Annotated in this window: 13 protein-coding genes; 7 read left to right on the top strand and 6 right to left on the bottom strand. The window is 50.4% G+C overall.

The features are described from left to right. Positions 1 to 329: 329 nt before the first annotated feature. Both AC5JLP_RS02510 and AC5JLP_RS02515 read left to right on the top strand, forming a co-directional pair. Entirely contained in the window at positions 330 to 1,181 is an 852-nt protein-coding gene (locus AC5JLP_RS02510) for a FecR family protein (RefSeq protein ID WP_496066321.1), read from the top strand. Next, positions 1,162 to 3,516 carry a CHASE2 domain-containing protein gene (locus tag AC5JLP_RS02515; protein ID WP_496066322.1) on the top strand — a complete coding sequence of 785 codons (2,355 nt, stop codon included), beginning with the start codon at positions 1,162 to 1,164 and terminating at the stop codon, positions 3,514 to 3,516. Before AC5JLP_RS02510 ends, AC5JLP_RS02515 begins: the two co-directional genes overlap by 20 nt. Positions 3,517 to 3,671: 155 nt before the next feature. On the opposite strand, the gene AC5JLP_RS02520 is transcribed toward AC5JLP_RS02515, so the two are convergent. Continuing rightward, on the bottom strand, positions 3,672 to 5,141 hold the full coding sequence (locus AC5JLP_RS02520; protein ID WP_496066323.1) for a LuxR C-terminal-related transcriptional regulator: 1,470 nt from the start codon (positions 5,139 to 5,141) through the stop codon (positions 3,672 to 3,674). Positions 5,142 to 5,340: 199 nt separating this feature from the next. Continuing rightward, positions 5,341 to 5,742 carry a hypothetical protein gene (locus AC5JLP_RS02525; RefSeq protein WP_496066324.1) on the bottom strand — a complete coding sequence of 134 codons (402 nt, stop codon included), beginning with the start codon at positions 5,740 to 5,742 and terminating at the stop codon, positions 5,341 to 5,343. A gap of 766 nt (positions 5,743 to 6,508) precedes the next feature. On the opposite strand from AC5JLP_RS02525, the gene AC5JLP_RS02530 reads away from it, so the two are divergent. From AC5JLP_RS02530 to AC5JLP_RS02545, 4 genes are all read left to right on the top strand, one after another. Beyond that, a complete protein-coding gene (locus AC5JLP_RS02530; protein ID WP_496066325.1) occupies positions 6,509 to 7,555 on the top strand; it encodes an ABC transporter permease in 1,047 nt (348 codons plus the stop codon). 245 nt (positions 7,556 to 7,800) lie between these two features. After that, complete coding sequence (locus AC5JLP_RS02535) at positions 7,801 to 8,655, top strand: ABC transporter permease (protein WP_496066326.1); 855 nt, start codon at positions 7,801 to 7,803, stop codon at positions 8,653 to 8,655. 177 nt (positions 8,656 to 8,832) lie between these two features. Continuing rightward, positions 8,833 to 9,975: an AI-2E family transporter gene (locus AC5JLP_RS02540; RefSeq protein WP_496066327.1), complete on the top strand. Its 1,143-nt coding sequence runs from the start codon at positions 8,833 to 8,835 to the stop codon at positions 9,973 to 9,975. A gap of 396 nt (positions 9,976 to 10,371) precedes the next feature. Then, a complete protein-coding gene (locus tag AC5JLP_RS02545) occupies positions 10,372 to 11,397 on the top strand; it encodes a sulfate/molybdate ABC transporter ATP-binding protein (RefSeq protein ID WP_496066328.1) in 1,026 nt (341 codons plus the stop codon). Between the two features lie 135 nt (positions 11,398 to 11,532). On the opposite strand, the gene AC5JLP_RS02550 is transcribed toward AC5JLP_RS02545, so the two are convergent. The 4 genes from AC5JLP_RS02550 to AC5JLP_RS02565 form a co-directional block, all read right to left on the bottom strand. Further along, positions 11,533 to 12,198, bottom strand: coding sequence for a M23 family metallopeptidase (locus tag AC5JLP_RS02550; RefSeq protein ID WP_496066329.1), 666 nt, complete (start codon positions 12,196 to 12,198; stop codon positions 11,533 to 11,535). 244 nt (positions 12,199 to 12,442) lie between these two features. Continuing rightward, a complete protein-coding gene (locus AC5JLP_RS02555; RefSeq protein WP_496066330.1) occupies positions 12,443 to 13,063 on the bottom strand; it encodes a hypothetical protein in 621 nt (206 codons plus the stop codon). A gap of 111 nt (positions 13,064 to 13,174) precedes the next feature. Beyond that, positions 13,175 to 15,385 carry a sensor histidine kinase gene (locus tag AC5JLP_RS02560; RefSeq protein ID WP_496066331.1) on the bottom strand — a complete coding sequence of 737 codons (2,211 nt, stop codon included), beginning with the start codon at positions 15,383 to 15,385 and terminating at the stop codon, positions 13,175 to 13,177. Between the two features lie 530 nt (positions 15,386 to 15,915). Further along, positions 15,916 to 16,764, bottom strand: coding sequence for a CheR family methyltransferase (locus AC5JLP_RS02565; RefSeq protein ID WP_496066332.1), 849 nt, complete (start codon positions 16,762 to 16,764; stop codon positions 15,916 to 15,918). Between the two features lie 555 nt (positions 16,765 to 17,319). On the opposite strand from AC5JLP_RS02565, the gene AC5JLP_RS02570 reads away from it, so the two are divergent. Further along, positions 17,320 to 17,892 (top strand): GNAT family N-acetyltransferase, encoded by a 573-nt coding sequence (locus tag AC5JLP_RS02570; RefSeq protein WP_496066333.1) that lies wholly within the window; start codon positions 17,320 to 17,322, stop codon positions 17,890 to 17,892. Positions 17,893 to 18,137: the final 245 nt, after the last annotated feature.

The following is an 18,137-nucleotide window of genomic DNA, read 5'->3' on the forward strand; positions in this document are numbered from 1 at the left end:
GAAATCATCGGCACGATCACGGATTGCTCTTCTTTTTTAAGAAAAGCATCCGCATCTTTATGTTTAAGTTTGCTATGGCAGTCCTAAATTATGCGTGAAAAGCATGCTGTGTTGGATTCAAGCAGCGGCCAGCAGTTAGCGGTCAGCGGTCAGCGGTCAGCCTGGAATTTAAAGCTGAAAGCTAAAAGCTCTTCGCCAAAGGCGTAGGCTAAGCCAGAATCATTTCACAAAGCAAAGAGGATCGCTGTATTTAACCGCTAAAGCATAATTGTTACTACGCAAGCTACAGATTAATCGCAATCTTGAGACTATTAGCAAAAGAGGCATGCATGAAGCGTCAGGCTGCGCCAATTGGGACTGTGGTTATAGCAGCCATTCTTCTCGTTGTGCTTGTGACTCAGAGCATGGCGCAACAGGCAATACAGGTACGGGTCGATCGCTGGCTTCAGGTACGTGAAGTGACAAATGAGGTCACGATCGAACATAGCTCTAGCCGTCATGCAGCGCAGGTTGGCGATCGACTGCAAGCGGTGGGTGACAGCATTACGACAGGTAAAAAATCTTCGGCTACGCTCATCGTTGACACGGGTGTGGGTGTCATTGAAGTGTCTGAGCAAACAACGTTGCGCGTGCGATCGTTAGCGATGGCACCTGATAACGGTCGGATTACACGACTAGATGTGCCTATAGGCAATGCTCGACTGCGAGTGCGTCGCTTTACTCATAAAGGCTCAGAGCTTGAGATTCAAACTCCTGTGGGCTTAAGTGGAGTACGTGGTACTGAGTTTGGCGTGGCAGTACAGCCCAATGGCAAGACCGGTTTAGCAGTTCGCCAGGGGCTTGTGATGAGTACAGCACAAAATCGGTCTGTTACTGTAGGAGCGGGGTTTCAAAGTTTTACCTTACCTGGAGAACCGCCATCACACCCAGTACGGTGGACAGATGACACCAGTTTGCAATATGACTTTGAGAAAAGAATTGAGAGGGGTGTGCGTAAAGTGCGACTCCAGGGCCAAGTTAATCCGGTTAACAGTGTGGTGGTTGATGGCGTTTCGCAAAGCACCGATCGCGAGGGAAGGTTTATCACTGACTTGCAGCTAGTGCCATCATACCTGAGAATTCAGGTAGTCGTTATGACACCGCTTGGAAGACAAAAAATGTATGATCTGGCGCTTCAGTAACTATGGTTGGCGGTTGCTTCCGGGTGGGTTAACGACCCTTGTTTTTGCTGGCCTACTTTCTTTGGGAGCGCTGAAACCCTTAGAGCAAATAGCTTACAGCGTTTTGTTTCAATTAAGAGGAGAGCAACCGTGGGACGAGCGCTTGGTGCTGATTGCGATCGATGATGCCAGTATTAATCAGTTGGGTCGGTTTCCGTGGTCGCGTGAACAGTACGTAAAATTACTGAAAGTGTTGTCACAAGATGAAGCGATGGCACCGAGTGTGATTGCGATCGACCTGATCTGGTCTGAGCCTAGTCCAGAGGATGCTAATCTGGCACAGGCGATCGCCCATTCTGGTCGTGTAGTGCTGGCGCAGGCACGTGATAGCACAGGTCTACCGCTCAAGCCTGTGCCAGTTTTACAAAATGCGTCGATCGCCACCGGGCACATTTCCATTCAGTCTGATGCGGATGGACTGGTACGTCACGTTGACTTGTACGATAAGGGCGTGCCAACGCTGGGATTAGCGGCTGTAGAAGCCTATACGCTGGTTCACGCTCCTGTACCTTTACCAAAAAACAACCAATCTCTGTGGCTGAACTGGGCAGGACGAGCCCAGAGCCTACAGCAATACTCGTTTAGTGACGTTATGCAGGGTCGAGTGTCAGAGCAAGCACTGCAAAATAAGCTTGTTCTGATCGGTGTAACGGCTGCGGGCATCGATCCATCCCTGACTCCCTTCAACCGCAATCCACCGATTGGGGGAGTGTATCTTAATGCGGCTGTCATCAACAATCTCTTGCAGCAAAATGCCCTACAACCGACTTCGTTTATTTGGTCATTGCTGCTGTTGTGTTTAGCAGGACCTGGTCTGAGTTGGCTGTTGAGCGGTCGTCGAGAGTTATTTCAGCTTCTCATCTTCTTGGGATTGTGTTCCGGCTGGGGTGCTGCGAGTTTGCTGCTATTCAAGTTCGGTTACTGGGTGCCAATTGCCTTACCGCTGGGTTTGGCTAGCTTGACGACGCTTGCAGTCAGTATCAACGATCGCATGCGGCTGGCAACATTGCTACAAGTGCAGGTGCAGCGTCTCTGGCAGCACCATCAAGGCGACCTGATTTCACGGTCACGGCTACAGCCAATTGCTTACAAAACTACCAGCCCCTGCCAAAAAGCGGGATTGGTGCAAAGTGTCACCCGCATGGCGACGCTGGCAGAACAGTTTGCACGCTCTCAGTCGGCTCAGGCCGCGATCGCTCGCAGCCTGCCGATCGGGCTACTGGCCGCTGACCTGGATGGTTTCGTATGGTTTTGCAACCCAATGGCTGCGCAGTGGTTGCAGGTAACAATTGGCAGCCATTTAAGTGAGCACCTGGTACCGTTGTGGCTCAGCGCTGAGCAGTGGCAGTCTGACTTGCAAACCTTGAGACAGCAGGTTCCCGTGCGCCCCAATGAGTTGCAGCAGGGCGATCGCTGGTTTGAGCTACAGCTAGAACCGCTGACCTATCAGCGGCAGATGACGACGGATGACCCTTTTCAATTGGATGGCTTTCTGCTGGTGCTAGAAGACATCACTCCCCGTAAGCAGGTAGAAGCTACCCTCGAACAACAGGTCAAAGAACTTCAGCGACTGGCACAACTCAAAGACGACTTTTTGAGTACCGTTTCGCACGAGCTGCGATCGCCGATGACAAATATCAAAATGGCGATCGAATTGCTCAAAGTCACCCGTTCGGAAGCCTCTACTGCCCATTATCTAAAGATTTTGCAGTATGAATGTGCGCGTGAAACCGATCTCATCAATGATCTTCTCGATCTACAGCGTCTAGAAGCGGGTGCTCAAACCTACGCGCCCGAAAGCATCAACCTCAACGATTGGCTTCCACCTATCATTCAGGGTTTCTTAGAGCGGGCAGAAACGCAACATCAAAGTTTGTCGATCGATCTGCCACAGCAACTCCCTGTCCTGGTCTCCGACCAACCGAGTTTGGAGCGCATTGTAGTAGAACTTGTCAACAATGCGTGCAAATATACGCCGCCAGACGGTGCAATTAACGTAGCGGTCAATTGGGCACCTCCCTATATGGAACTGGTGGTGAAGAATTCTGGTACCGAAATTCCAGCATCAGAACTTCCCCGCATTTTTGAAAAGTTTTACCGTGTGCCCCAAGCCGATCCCTGGAAGCGTGGAGGCACAGGATTAGGGCTAGCCCTGGTTAGTCGCCTGGTAGACTATCTAGGCGGCAAAATTCTGGTCAACAGCGCCTCTGGAACGACAACCTTTACAGTTCAGCTACCGCTGAAATATCCAGTCAACTCCAAACAAGACTTAAAAGAAGGCGAACGAAGTTTTTAGTTGTAAAGCCCTAAAGCCTTTCAGGCATATAAGAAAGGGCATACAAGAAAAGTTTTTGGTTGTCAGAAGCAAATGGGACAGTGGAGCAGGTAGCTTGCTTCCGTTTTACGGTTGGCTGCCCGCTGATAGTTCTTCAACTCAAAACTCAAAACTCCTCATCCACTGGAATGAATCCAACCGTTGCGGGTTACTTGATAGAGTGCCTGAAAGCGCGTTTTGGCGTTGAGTTTCGCCAGGATGTTGTTGATATGAAATTTGACTGTGCGATCGCTGATGTGCAGAGTCATTGCAATGTCGCGATCGCGTAGCCCTTGCGCCAGCAATGCCATAATTTCTTGCTCACGCTCCGAAAGCTGCTTTGTATCGGTTTCTGGCTTTTGGTCAAAGCCCCAGGTTTCGCCTTGAGTGACTGCTTCGACCGCAGCACGCAATTGGACAGGCGCGATCGTCAGGTTCAACTTGGCTCTTGCCTGTTTCGGCACAGGTTGCGTTTGCGTCTCGATCCACAAAAGCGGACTGAGCCTTTCAGTGGGGGTAAGTGTATCGGTAAGAATGGGCACGGTCATATCGTCTGCCGTTTCGCAAAGAGTTAAGCCTGCCAGGTAGGCGAGGTGCGTAAACGCCATCTGTAGGACAGGGTACGCGCACCGGACATGTAAACGCGGCCCTAAAACACAGCCCGGATAGGGAACGGCCAGCAACACTTGGACAGCCCGTCGATCGCCCCCCATATAGATTTGTAAACGTCCCCCCAAGCAGCTCACAGCAAACAACAGCTCGCTAAAAGGCGAGATACTGAGGTGATTGGTCTCTGAAGCCTGGGGTATCCACGATGATGTCATGGCTTCTAAAGAAATGGATGCGGTGTCATACGTGAGGCGGCAGTACAGACATTGCATGTCGCGCAGAATCTCCGCTGCCCGTAGAAACAGGTAGGTGAGCGGTGCGGATAATGGCACTTCAGTTCCAACGAGAGTCGGTCGCACGTTGGCAAGAATGCTTGCGAGTTGCTCAGACAACGGACTACGATTTGCAGAATTAAGCTGAGGCGATGCTTGCCATGCTTGCTTTTCCTGAAGCCATGCCTGCTTTTCTTGCTGATGCTGTAGCGCAATTTCCAGGGCAATCGTGACCGTTGCACAAAGGCTCTGCAACACTTCGAGAAATTCTGGTGCCATTGGCTGACGGCTGAAAACAGCCAGCACGCCAACCACGTCGCCACCTGCTGTTAAGGGGTAGCCCGCAAAACCACGGATGCCGTTTGCGATCGCCCATTCTCGATCGCGCACCCACGCTTCATCAGCCAGGGCATTACTCAAAAAAGGAATGCCATTCTGAGCAATTTTGCCTACTTTGAAGGCTCCCATCGGTACGCTGGCAAAAGACCCATCAATGCGGGTATACATACCAGAGGACGCCACCAGTTTAAGTGTGGTGCGGTCAGGCTCAACCAACCAGATGCGGGCAAACGCACAGCCAAACTCGGCTACCATACCCTCTGTAACGCGGTGCGCGATCGCTTCAGGCTTCAAGCAACCGCTGAGACTGCGAGCAATTTCGTTGCCTTGCTGCAACTCAAATAACAGCCGAGTAGAGTTTAAAAATCCAGAAGTCGGCTCAGGCACGAGCAACCTCTACAACGCGTTCCTCTCTATTGAGACGCAATTATCAGGCTTGCTTTGTATCTAGAAATACAATTCAACTCTACACAACAGTAGAATTGCTTGGTGCTTGCTGTATTATCTGCCCTCACAGTAAGAGTGCTCTTGCCGCAAGAGAGACTTTGCTGATAACAATGCCAATGTTGTCAAAGCACTGCTCCAGTTACGGCGCACCATACCTTACAGAACAAGGAGTTTTTCCCACAGGGTTAGTAACCGTTTGAGAAGGGTTTGATATATGATCATCCTGACATTGTTGCTCTTCAAACTCTGAAGTTTTAGTCTTACCTAAAACCGAATCTTGTCCTTCCCAACTCAGTGGATCAACGGGCAACTCTAATAGATCAATCATGCAGCTTTGCAGAGTGTGTTCTGTGCAGTGCTCTAAGTTATGCGCTTGGGCTGCTTCTCTCACAGCGATCGTTTGAGCCACTGTCCAGGTTTGGGTAACGGCGCTAGAGGTCTCATCCTGCCGAGTTTGTTGCCTACAGTCTTCATAACGCCGCCGTTGTACGGTGCACTGGCGAGCATATTCTTCTACGCCTGTTTTAAATGGTGACGACATAATAAATCTATCCTTGTTAAAGTTGAGGAGCTTTGAGCCGTAACCGTTTTAGTGTCATTAAGGTCTTTGGGTATGACAAGGGCAACGTATGTAGAATGCCAACCGCAAAGAAAACGTGGCAGCAGGGGGAAAGATCGCACAAATTTAGGCGCTCGATCGCGATCTATTCACAGAATTAGCAACGCTCAGTTAGGCGTTAAGTACACGTGCTGGTTGTCACTTAAATGCCGTTCAAGCCACTGAAAGATTGAGAAAAGAAGCCACTTGCCAACATATTTAATATGGCTCTTTCCACTCATATTTTCCATGTTTATCCGGAGTATTTTGATTCATTTGAGTTAACAAAGCTGGGATCGCTGATTTGACAGACCTTAGCAAATCGTTAAGATCTCTAACCATCTGTTGCGCTATGTAAAACCCTTTTAAGCTTTGCGAAAAAACTGGCGATCGCACAACCCTTTGCTCAAATTCAACGGATCGAGAGGAGAGATTTTGCACGCCGGAATGTTTCTACGCATCCCAACTTGAGAAATGGTTTAGAATCAGCCGACGACCGAAATGCTCAGGCTGCTGAAACGATTTAAGTCCAGGACTTACGCAAATTCTCTAAAACTAGCCCCCCAGCCCCCAATTTATAGCCCTAGCGGGCATACAAGAAAGGGGGAGCAAGCACTCAAAGTCCCCCAATCCTGGGGGACTTAAGCCCCTTGGGCATACAAGAAAAAGGGGCGACTGCGTAAGTCCTAAAGTCGTTACTGCTGAAGCGTTGTCATCAACCATACGAATCTTTGGTCAACTGCTTGTGTGGCTCTACATTGTTAAACGATTGCTCAGCCTGGTGCCCGTTTTGTTTGGCATTACTCTCTTAGTCTTTGGCTTCCTGCACTTTATCCCCGGCGATCCAGCAGTAGCCTTGCTTGGAGAACGCGCAACACCCGAACAGCTGATCGCACTGCGAGAACGGCTTGGGTTGAATCAGTCATTAGTCACTCAATACCTCACGTTTCTCAATGACCTGCTGCACGTTCAGCTGGGCACTAGCATTATGAGCGGCATTCCTATCGCTGAAGAGATTCGGTTGCGATTTCCGGCGACGCTAGAGCTGTCGATCGCGGCCATGCTGGTTGCAGGGCTAGTTGGCATCCCGGCTGGAATTTTTGCGGCGGTTCGTAAAAATCGCTGGCTAGACAACCTGGCGATGGCTGGCTCACTGTTGGGTGTTTCGCTGCCTGTGTATTGGTTGGGATTGCTACTGATCTATCTGTTTGCGGTTCACCTACATTGGCTGCCACCCGGTGGACGCATCAGCGTTGATGCTGGGTTTCGCTTTCAACCACTGACGGGCTTCTATGTATTGGATGCACTGTTGCGCCTTGATGGCAACGCACTAACCGATATTCTGGCGCATCTCATCTTGCCTGCACTGACGCTGGGCACCATTCCGCTCGCTATTCTGGCACGCATTACCCGCAGTGCCATGCTCGAAACCCTGTCGCAGGACTACATTCGCACGGCTCGCGCCAAGGGGCTACCCGAACGCTGGGTCATTCTACGCCATGCCTTTAAGAATGCGCTGCTGCCCATCACCACGATCGCAGGCTTACAATTCGGCACCTTACTAGGAGGCGCAATTCTCACCGAAACGATTTTCTCGTGGTCTGGCATCGGCTCCTGGATTTACGACGGTATCTTGGCGCGCGATTATCCTGTTGTGCAAGGCGGCGTGATTACAGTGGCGATCGCCTTCGTCCTCATCAACCTACTCGTCGATCTGTCCTACGCTGCGTTTGATCCTAGAGTCCAGTTTAAGTAACAGATGAAGGGGAAGTAGAAGTTTTGAGTAGCGCTTTGCGCCGACAAGCTAGAGAGTTTTGAGTTGAAGAACTATCAGCGACGAATCGTCAGCCACCAGCTGACAGCTTACTTTTAACAACCAATAACCTTTCTTGTATGCCCGTTTCTGATATGCCGAAAGGCTTTAGAGCTTTACAACCAACAACTTCTTTAGCCTTTAGCCTTTAGCCTTTAGCCTTCTGCCCTCTGCCTTTTACCCTTCTCATGCAATACACTACTCAACGCACCTTCCAGCACTTCTGGCAATCTACGGCTGGCAAAATTGGACTCATCTTGACGATCGCACTCATTGCTCTAGCACTATTCGCTCCGGTGCTGCATCCCTACGAACCAACGACCGATCGAGATTATTTGGCGAGGCTTGTGGCACCCACAGTCACGCACTGGTTTGGTACCGATGCGCTGGGGCGTGATGTGCTCACGCTGGTGTGGTACGGCATTCGGACATCATTATTGATCAGCGTCATCTCAGTGGGGTTTGGACTGGCGATCGGCGTTGTTTTGGGGCTGCTATCTGGGTATTTTCGAGGCTGGCTAGAACGCATTATTGGCTGGCTGACGGATATTTTGCTAGCGTTTCCCTCCATTCTGCTGGCGATCGCCATTGTCACGGTGGCTCGTCCCAATTTGCAGAGCGTTATCGTAGCGGTTGGAGTAGTGCAAATTCCCATTTTCACGCGTCTGACTCGTGCAATGGTGCTTTCGTTAAGAGAGCAGGAATTTGTACAGGCAGCGCGTGCGTTAGGGGCTACGGACGATCGCATTATCATTGACCATATTTTGCCAGCGAGCCTTGCGCCGATCGTGGTACAGGCAACGTTGTCGATCGGCACTGCCACACTAGAAGCGGCTGGTCTTGGGTTTCTGGGTCTGGGGGCACAACCTCCCACGCCAGAACTCGGCACCATGCTCTCAGATGCCTTTAAGGGCGGCTACTCGCTCTCATCGCCTTGGACAACAATCTTTCCCGGCTTGTTCATTACGCTGACCGTGCTTGCCTTCAATCTTTTGGGCGATGGACTGCGAGATGGGCTTGATCCACGATCGAGTCATGAATAGAAATCGAGTCATGAATGAAAATCGGGTGATCAGTGAATTTAGAGCGGATGCCGAAGGGTGGGTGTAGGTTACAGGGTATAGGGTGTAGGGTGGGAGGAGCACAGAATCACTGAGCTAGCGCTGCGATCGTGCTGCTAAAGATTCCACTGCCCACTCCCGACTCCCCACTCCCCTTCTATGCCTGCACTGCCCAATAACTGGAACCAATGGCTCAAAACCCGGCTGGCTCTGCCGCTGATAGTCCTCAACGGTTGGGTTTTACTCCAGCTCATGGATTACTTTGAGCCACTTTTTACAATTTTTGTCCTCTCTGCGGTACTGGCCTATGTGCTCAACTACCCCGTGCGGTTTTTGTGTCAGCGCGGCATCACACGAGGCTATGCCGTCTTAATTGTGCTGGTCATCAGCCTGCTGGTGCTGGTAATGCTTGGCATCACACTGTTTCCGACGGTGGTAGCGCAACTGACCGAAATCGTCACACTGCTGCCAGATTGGGTGAATGCTGTTGGTCAAAAATTAGAGGCACTGCAAGGGTGGGCTGTCAGCCATCGGTTGCCCATTAATTTGAGCCGCTTAATTGCTCAGTTGTCCGATCGCTTGCCAACAGAAGTACAAGGAGTGGCTGATGAAACACTGACGCTGACCCTGGACGCGATCGGTAGCCTTTCAGAAGCTTTGCTGGTCATTGTCCTGACACTCTATTTGCTGCTGGATGGTCGGCGTGTTTGGGATGGGGTGCTTCGGTGGGTGCCGCTAAAATACCGCGATCGTATGGGCCAACAGCTAGAAAGCAATTTCCATCGTTACTTTATCGGTCAAGCAGCGATGGGATTAATTATGGGCACCGCGCTAACGATCGCATTCTTTTTGCTCAACGTGCCCTATAGTCTGCTGCTTGGGCTGTTAGTGGGGCTGATGACTCTCATTCCATTTGGGGATGTGCTGAGTTTCGGGCTGATTAGCATCCTGGTAGCAGCGCAAGATTTAGGGTTAGGGATCAAAACGCTGGTCACGGCTGCTGTGATTGATCAGTTAGTCGATCAGGCGATCGCACCGCGTGTATTGGGTGGCTTCACAGGACTCAAGCCCATTTGGGTGGTCATATCGCTCCTGATTGGCACGAAGATCGCTGGTTTACCAGGACTTTTGACGGCAGTCCCGGTAGCAGGTTTCATTCAGGACGTGCTAGAAGACCTGAACCTACCAGCGAAAGATGAGCAGGAGAACAATGGTGGGGTTACAGCAACGCACGCGATCGGGTCGCAAGAACCATCGCAACCGATCGCAGAAACGACCTCCCAAGGCTTAACCCCATCTTGATAAGGCAGCGGACTTTGCGATCGGTGCTTTAGAAATCGGCACGTTGAAACCACCCAGGTCATGCAGAATGCCCCATACATGTGTTGAACGCTGAAGCAAAGAGCAAGAAAATGTCCTACCTCCTGCCCTCAGCAATGCCAGCAGGCTACAAAGCATTAGACCTCCTGCGCGAATACTTAAAAGCCCCCTCCCGTCCCCCAAGTTTGGGGGAAGCTAAAACTGATGCCCCCCAAATTTGGGGGGATGGGGGGGCAAAATCTGATTCATGCAGGAAGTCTATTGAAGTTGCAGCTTGTTAGACCAACTTGCGTGAATTTATGGTAGAACTACGGTATCCCAATCAAAAAGCTGGGTTTTGGGGTCAGATTTGTTCTACAGTGACTAGGAGTTCACACCGTGGGAATTACCGTTGACAACGTTTCAAAGCAGTTCGGCAATTTCAAAGCAGTTGACGAGGTCAGCGTTGAAATCAAAACAGGTTCGCTCGTAGCGCTGTTAGGCCCGTCTGGCTCTGGAAAGTCAACGCTCTTACGGCTAATTGCTGGTTTAGAAAAACCTGACAGCGGCAAGATTTTGCTTACAGGGAAAGACGCAACGCATGCCAGTGTGCAAGATCGTCAGGTTGGGTTTGTCTTTCAGCATTATGCCCTGTTTAAGCATCTGACGATTCGCCAGAATATTGGGTTTGGGCTGGAAATTGCGAAGTGGAAGAAAAATCGCATTGCCGAACGAGTGAACGAACTGTTGAGCCTGGTGCAGTTACACGGTTTGGGCGATCGCTATCCGTCTCAGCTTTCGGGTGGGCAACGTCAACGGGTGGCGCTGGCGAGAGCGTTGGCGATCGAACCAAACGTCTTGCTGCTGGATGAACCGTTTGGAGCGTTGGATGCCAAAGTGCGGAAAGATCTGCGGAGTTGGTTACGCCATCTGCATGACGAGGTAAATGTCACGACGGTCTTTGTCACCCATGACCAGGAAGAGGCAATGGAAGTCTCTGACGAACTAGTGGTGATGAATCACGGCAAAGTGGAGCAGGTCGGCAGTCCGGCTGAAATTTACGACCATCCAACCACGCCGTTTGTCATGGGCTTCATTGGGCCAGTCAACGTGCTTCCCAGTCATTCCCAAATTTTTCAGCGCAATGGTATTGATGCGGCACAGGCTGAAACATTCCTGCGTCCCCACGATATCGTGATTGAAACAACACCCGGAGTTGCAAGCGCACCTGCAATCCTAGAGAGGCTGGTGCATTTGGGTTGGGAGATTCAGGCGGAGCTAACGCTAGAAGATGGGCAGGTTGTCAATGCTTTCTTGACGCGAGAAAAGTTTGACCAATTAGACCTCAAGCCGAAGCAAAAAGTTTATCTAAAACCCAAGAAAGCAAAATCGTTTGTGCTGCAAAATGCTGGTAGTGGTATTTAGTCTGGGGCTTACGCAAACCTCGGAGGTTTTGACCAAGCATCTGGCATTGTCACCAGATATGGTCGGTCAAATCTCCAAGGTTTCAGTCAGAATGCGTCAGTCTTGTTAGAGTTGCGCTAGCTTTCAGCCTGGAACCTATCCCTGCGAGCGAGTTGAAAGCGCTCTGGCACGCACTTGTTCTGCGTACATGGCACGTAGCACTAGCGCTGGATCGACCCATTTTCCGATGTATTTAAGGCCCCAGTGGAGGTGTGGCCCGGTAGTACGTCCTGTCATGCCGACTCGACCAATACGAACACCTGCTGGCACAACCTGCCCTTCAGAAAGCTGAATGCCACCACCGCGATCGCTCAGATACCGTGAGCCGTTTGCGGATTCTACGTGCCCTTTCATGTGGCAGTAGACGTGTTCCCACTCACCCGACTGGATGACGATCGACGTACCACATGCGCTATCGTCGGAGACTTCGACGACCTTACCTGCCCACCAGTTGCGAATATAGCTGCCTTCGGGAGCCGCCATATCTAACCCGCGATGAAACTCTTGACCGGGAGAGCCATCAGGAGACCCCCGATAACCAAAGGGAGAAGTATACGCCTGAAAATTCTCCACTGGGAAAGAAGCTCCGCGCCAAGTACCGCCTGACGTAGCTACCTGACCGGAGCTAGCTTCGGACGCTTTGACGGTTGCCTGCTCAGTCTCAAGGGAGAACGCAGTTGCCAGTCCTACACTTGTCAGAAGGAAAATCTGACTGACGAGAGCGAGCCGATGGCCCCATGAAGGGGTTAAGTGCTGTGTCATGTCCATTGCTCCTCAACGGCCTGAGGAGTCGATAATCTGTTTTCGCTGCACACAATCGGTGAATGAGGTTCTGTTACGGATTTCTGCTACATTGACGAACTTTGCGAGCAGCAATCCGGATAAAGCCACCTTTTACGGCTAAACCGTTACTGCTGAAAGTGTCTTTGAGGCTCTCGCCTGAAGGTGCCCGATGTATCTTACTGCACGATCCCGATCGATAAATTTATTTTTTTGGTAAACCTGCCTAAAGCCGCATCAATCGTGCTTCTTCAATCGCTCGATTGAGTTCTGACATGGCGGCATCATTGCTATTTTGAGTGATGTCGCTATGAACCGTTCTGGCTAAACTTTTGTACGCTGCCTCAACCACGATAAGCGGTGCATCTGGTGCGACGTACAGCACTTTCCACCAGGGTTTGCGACGAGGCGAGGCTTCCACTGGAATGGTGGCAGTTTTGTACCCAGCAAATTCACGCTCGATCGACGCACACGGGTGAAGCTGGCTCAGCATACGTTTTTCACGGAGCAATTGACCAATGGCACGCATATTTCCCTGAGCACCGTCAAAGTCATCGCAGGCAAAAAGGTAAGATACGCCACTAAGCGTAAAATAGACCGCAACACCTGGATCGATCGGCGCTTCGTACTGTTCAGGGTAACCGGGAAACTGTTTTAGCGGCTCCACGTTGCAACTGATGATGATGGCGGTTGCGTTAAGCAACTGAAGTTCGTACAGCAAATCATCTGTAGCGCGGGCCAGCGATATTTTCGATCGCACAGGTTCTCTTTGCTCGGCGCGTGGTCGTCCCATTGCCCACAGCAGCGGATATTCTAATCTGGGGGTGTCATTCATCGCATTGGGCATCTGCTTAACCTCCTGCCCGCTCTACTGCACTGCAGAACTCATCCAGGCTAAAGCTTACAGTTTAAGCTTGCACTCGTGATAACCACAAATACGGTTGAGTAGAGTTGGACGCTACAACGGCAGCCAAACACAAAACGTACTGCCGCTTCCCAGTGTTGAACAAACGGAGACGCGTCCACCATGCAGCTCTGCCAACTGCTTGGTGAGAGAAAGCCCTAAACCTGATCCTTCATACTTGCGATCGCTGGCAACATCGAGCTGTTGAAAGGATTGAAACAGCAAATGCTGTTTTTCTGGTGCAACACCAATGCCGGTATCCGTTACCTCTAGTACCAGAAAGCGGTCATCAGGCGTGATGGTCATAGCACTAGTGTCTGTGGCAATGGGTGGCAGTGTGCTGTTTTCTAACTCCAGTCTCGATGCCAAGCGACTGCTGATGGTAATCGTGCCGTCTACGGGTGTAAACTTTACGGCATTCGACAGGTAGTTCAGCAGAATTTGCATTACACGCTGTTTGTCTGCCACAACCGACTCCACAGCCAGTGGCAAATTTAGAGAAATGATCTGCTGTTTTTCGATCGCGCGGACATCCACCATCTCGATCGCGTTCTGACACAGTTGAACAACATTAACGACTGTCTTGTTTAGCTCCTGCTTACCCGCTTCAATTTTGGCAAGGTCTAGCAAATCATTAATCAGCTTCAGCAGATGATTACCACTGCTATGAATCAGATCAAGATACTGCTTCTGCTTAGGATTGAGAGTGCCAAAATGCTGTTGCAGCAGCACAGTTGACAGCCCTAAGACTGAAGTTAGCGGCGTTCGCAGTTCATGAGACATATTGGCAATAAAGTTGGACTTGAAGCGATTAAGTTCTTGCTCTTTTACCAGGGACTTCTGCATCTCCTCTTCAGCCTGCTTTCGTTGGATAAACAAACCTAGTTCAGTGGAAGCTGCAATCAGGTCAATCAGCCGCTGATCTTCCTGACGAGCTTCAAACATATAGAAGACGAGGATTGCAATGACATCATCGTTTGCCAGCAGTGGAATGCCTAGCGTTGCCTTTAGCCCCGCCTGCATTGCCACTTCTGCTCGACAGTAAGTCGGTTCTAACGAAACATCTTGATGCCATTCGGTGCGCTTAGAAGCCCAAATGCGACCCGGAAGGCCGGAGTTCAGAGAGAATGTAAACGCTTCACTTTGCCGTCTAAATTCCGTCAGACGATCTGTTTTGCTATACCAGGCAGGGCTACATTCGATGACCGTTTTATCCGGATTCGGTACCCACGCTTCCCCAAACTCCCACTGGGTTGCTTCGCACACTTTTTGAAGCGCCACCTGCAAAGCAGAATGAAAGTCGGCAGAGGTCATGATCGCGTGAGTGACGGATTTCAGGAGTTGGCGATCTTGCTCTGCCTCTTTACGATCGGTAATGTCTACGCAAGAGCCAATAAAACCATTGAACCGCCCATTTGGTAAAAACCGAGGCACGCCAGTTTCTAGTACCCAACGATACTCGCCATCTGCCCGTTTGAGGCGATACTCGGCGGTAAACGGTTCACGAGCCTCAACGGCTAAGGCATAGCGTTGCGACCAGAATAAGCGATCGTCCGGATGTACGCCTTTATGCCAACCATCACCGGCTTCTTCGGCAGACGTTCGACCTGTAAAATTGAGCCAGGTCTGGTTATGGAAAATGCAGCCTTCTACAGGATCATCAATCCAGATCAGCACTGGAGCACTATCGGCGATCGTCCGAAACCGGGCTTCACTTTCGCGTAGGGCCAATTCACTGTGCTGAAGCTCACGCATCTGGTAGTTGGCCTCCAGCAGTTGCCGTCGTAGTTCTAGCTGTGCGATGACTCGACGAGCCAGTGCTTTCAATGAGTCAATTTGCCTGAACGTGAGTTCACGTGGGACAAAATCAACTACGCATAGTGTTCCTAATGCGTGACCATCTGGCATAACCAGTGGCATCCCGGCATAAAAGCGAACGTGAGGTTCAGCCACTACTGCTGGATGAGTTGCAAAGCGCTCATCAACCAACGTATCTGTCACGAGCAAAAGGTCAGATTGCAAAATGGTATGGCTGCAAAAAGCAATTTCACGAGGGGTTTCCACCACATCTATACCCACTTTTGCCTTAAACCATTGGCGCTGAGCACCTATCAAGCTCACAAGTGCGATCGGGGTATTGCAGACCCAGGCTGCTAAGTTAGCGAGATCGTCAAACGCGACTTCAGGTTCAGTATCCAAAATGCGGTACTGACAAAGACTTTGCAATCTGGCAGGTTCATCATCAGGTAGGGGCGCAATCAACATAAGTTTTAGAATGATGCAGTGGGATGTAACTGATTGGCAATCACGACCGTTGCGCTTGCGTCTAAAGAAACGCTTTAAGCGATGGTCACCTTAAAAGGACTGATGACAACTATCGGTAAGACTTCGAACCAAGGCGGAAGAGTCGCCAGAACTTAATATGCTGTTACAAGATACCCAATTAGCAAATTTAAATTGAGACGAGCGGTGCCCTGATCATGCTTAAATTGAACCTTCAAGCCTGAGCAGAGGGAGTGATTTATGTCATGTAAGCTCATGTAAAGCCTGTATGATAAGCGTTGGCGTCTTTGAAGCTGATGCTCACGCCCAGTCGATCGCTATTTGCCTATGGCGGATGAATCGCACCTCCAGGTAGTGCTCTGTGTCATTAGCAGGTAGCAAGTCACCTCATTCAGTGTGAGCGATCGCGCCTCACTATAACCCTCCTCCATGCAAGACCGTAGCTTTAGCGGGCGGTAGATGCGGGCGAGATTTTGTAGCGGATATAGGCAGACAGTAAGCTGTCTCTAATTTCAGGGCGTTTCTAAAACGCGATCGCCGAGGTTTGGCTTGGGCACCTTGGCGAAGATGCGGTGCGAGAGGTTGATGGGCGTAAACAAATTAGTATGGGTGAGCAGCATTTCTGCCTTACCCAAAAAGAGAACCCCGGTATTGCTGAGGGCAAAATGCAGCCGCGATAGAATGCGAGCCTGCGTCTGAGCATTAAAATACATAAGCGTGTTGCGGCAAACTAGTAAATCTAGCCGCGAAATGGGCGCATCCTGCACCAGGTCATGGCGACCAAAAATCACCACCCGGCGCAAGTCAGCCCGAAAAATGTAGCGATCGCCGCTTAGCTCAAAGTACCGTTCCCGATAGCCTTCTGGCAGTGGCTCTAGATCGCGCTGACTGTAAGTTGCATGACGAGCATGGCTCAACGCGTCTTCATCGATATCGGTGGCGTAGAGCTTTACGCGCTGCCGAAAGGCAGTGGCTCCCAATAATTCAGTCAGAATCATGGCTAGGGTATGGGCTTCTTCGCCCGACGCACAGCCCACACTCCAGATGCGAATCGGCTCATTGGGAGACTTTGCCAGCAACAATGGGGGCAGCGCTTGCTCTTGCAGGTAGCTCCAAGCCGCCGCATCCCGAAAAAAGCTGGTGACGTTAATTAAAACGGTGCTAAGCAGGCTGACAAACTCTTCTGGATGCACTTCTAGATAATCGATGTAGTCTTCATAGGAAGATGCGCCTCTAAGATGCATTTGCTTTTGCACGCGCCGTTGAAAGCTAGACCGTTTATAGCCCGAAAAGTCAAAGCCCCGCGATCGCTTCAGATACTCTAGCAGAGCTTCAAAGGCCGTATTGTCATCACTCAACATCAAGTTTTTGCAGAATAAGGGAATCGGTGACAAATAAAATCCCAGGTTGAAGGGCGCGGATGAGTGGATGAGCAATGGAATGTGATTTTCCAGCGAGTCCCTAAATGGAGATGATTACACAGTTGGCTCAACAGTATGAACAATAGGCTCAAGATGGCGTTCATACTGTTGAGCCAACCATCCGTATAGAACCGGGTCATTCCATATGGCTTCAACAATGCTTTGAGTGTGAGAAAGGCAGATCCCTCAAGCCGTTTTTAGATTACCTCAACACGATCGTGCTGCCCTAAAGGATATCTTAAGCAGTTGTCGAGGAGCCATAATGTAGAACGCAAACATACACCTCTAAAGGATTTGTGATCAGCTAAGGAACGAGAATTAATTAAAGTGTGATCTTGAGGTACGGGCGCACGGCTATACGACCCCTACAGAACATCTCACTTGTCGAAGTTATTTAAGCCGCGATCCTAAGTGTTTCTTCAAACCTAAGCATTTCTTCAAACACGGTTAGACTGCTCCAAGAGTCTCCTCATTTTTAATGTCTCAAGTTTAATCATGCCAAAGCTCATTGAATTCAATACAGAACGGCTTCACCTGCGTCAGTGGTGTGCGGACGATCGCGAACCCTTTGCTCAGCTCAACGCCGATCCACGCGTGATGGAATTTTTTCCAAACCTCCTCGATCAGGCTGCTAGTGATGCGCTGCTGGATCGCATTGAAACAAAGATTCGCGATCAAGGTTGGGGATGGTGGGCCGTTGAGATTACGGCAACCAGGGAATTTATTGGCTTTGTAGGATTGAATATACCTGCACCAGATCTCCCATGTTCGCCCTGTGTAGAAGTGGGTTGGCGGCTGGCCTTTCCCTACTGGGGCAAGGGCTACGCGACGGAAGCAGCAAGAGAAGCCTTACGCATTGGCTTTGAAGTTCTCCAATTTGAGGAAATCGTTTCGTTTACTGCCATTCCCAATCGGCGATCGCAGGCCGTGATGGAACGCTTAAACATGCGTAAGATGCCCGAAACCTTTCTGCATCCAAGGATTTCGATCGGTCATCCTCTTGCAGAGCACTGCCTTTACAAGCTGTCACGATCGGACTTTAAGAGATATACTGATAGCAGCTACTAATTGGTAAAAGCCACAGTCATATCAGGACGGGTGTAGTGTGGTGTAAATGACAATAGACTACTGCACGGCCGCGCACAGCATCGCTAGTCTAACAGGGTTATCCAGGATGCTTCAGGTATTTCGTTACAAAGAACATCAACCGTTTGACTCAGCGTTACAAAACAGTAGTGAATAATGTCTCCAGAATAATCGGCAGTGCATTAGATTAATGTGGGATAGGTGGCAATGTCATGCCAATGCCACGA

Source organism: Stenomitos rutilans (assembly GCF_059505485.1).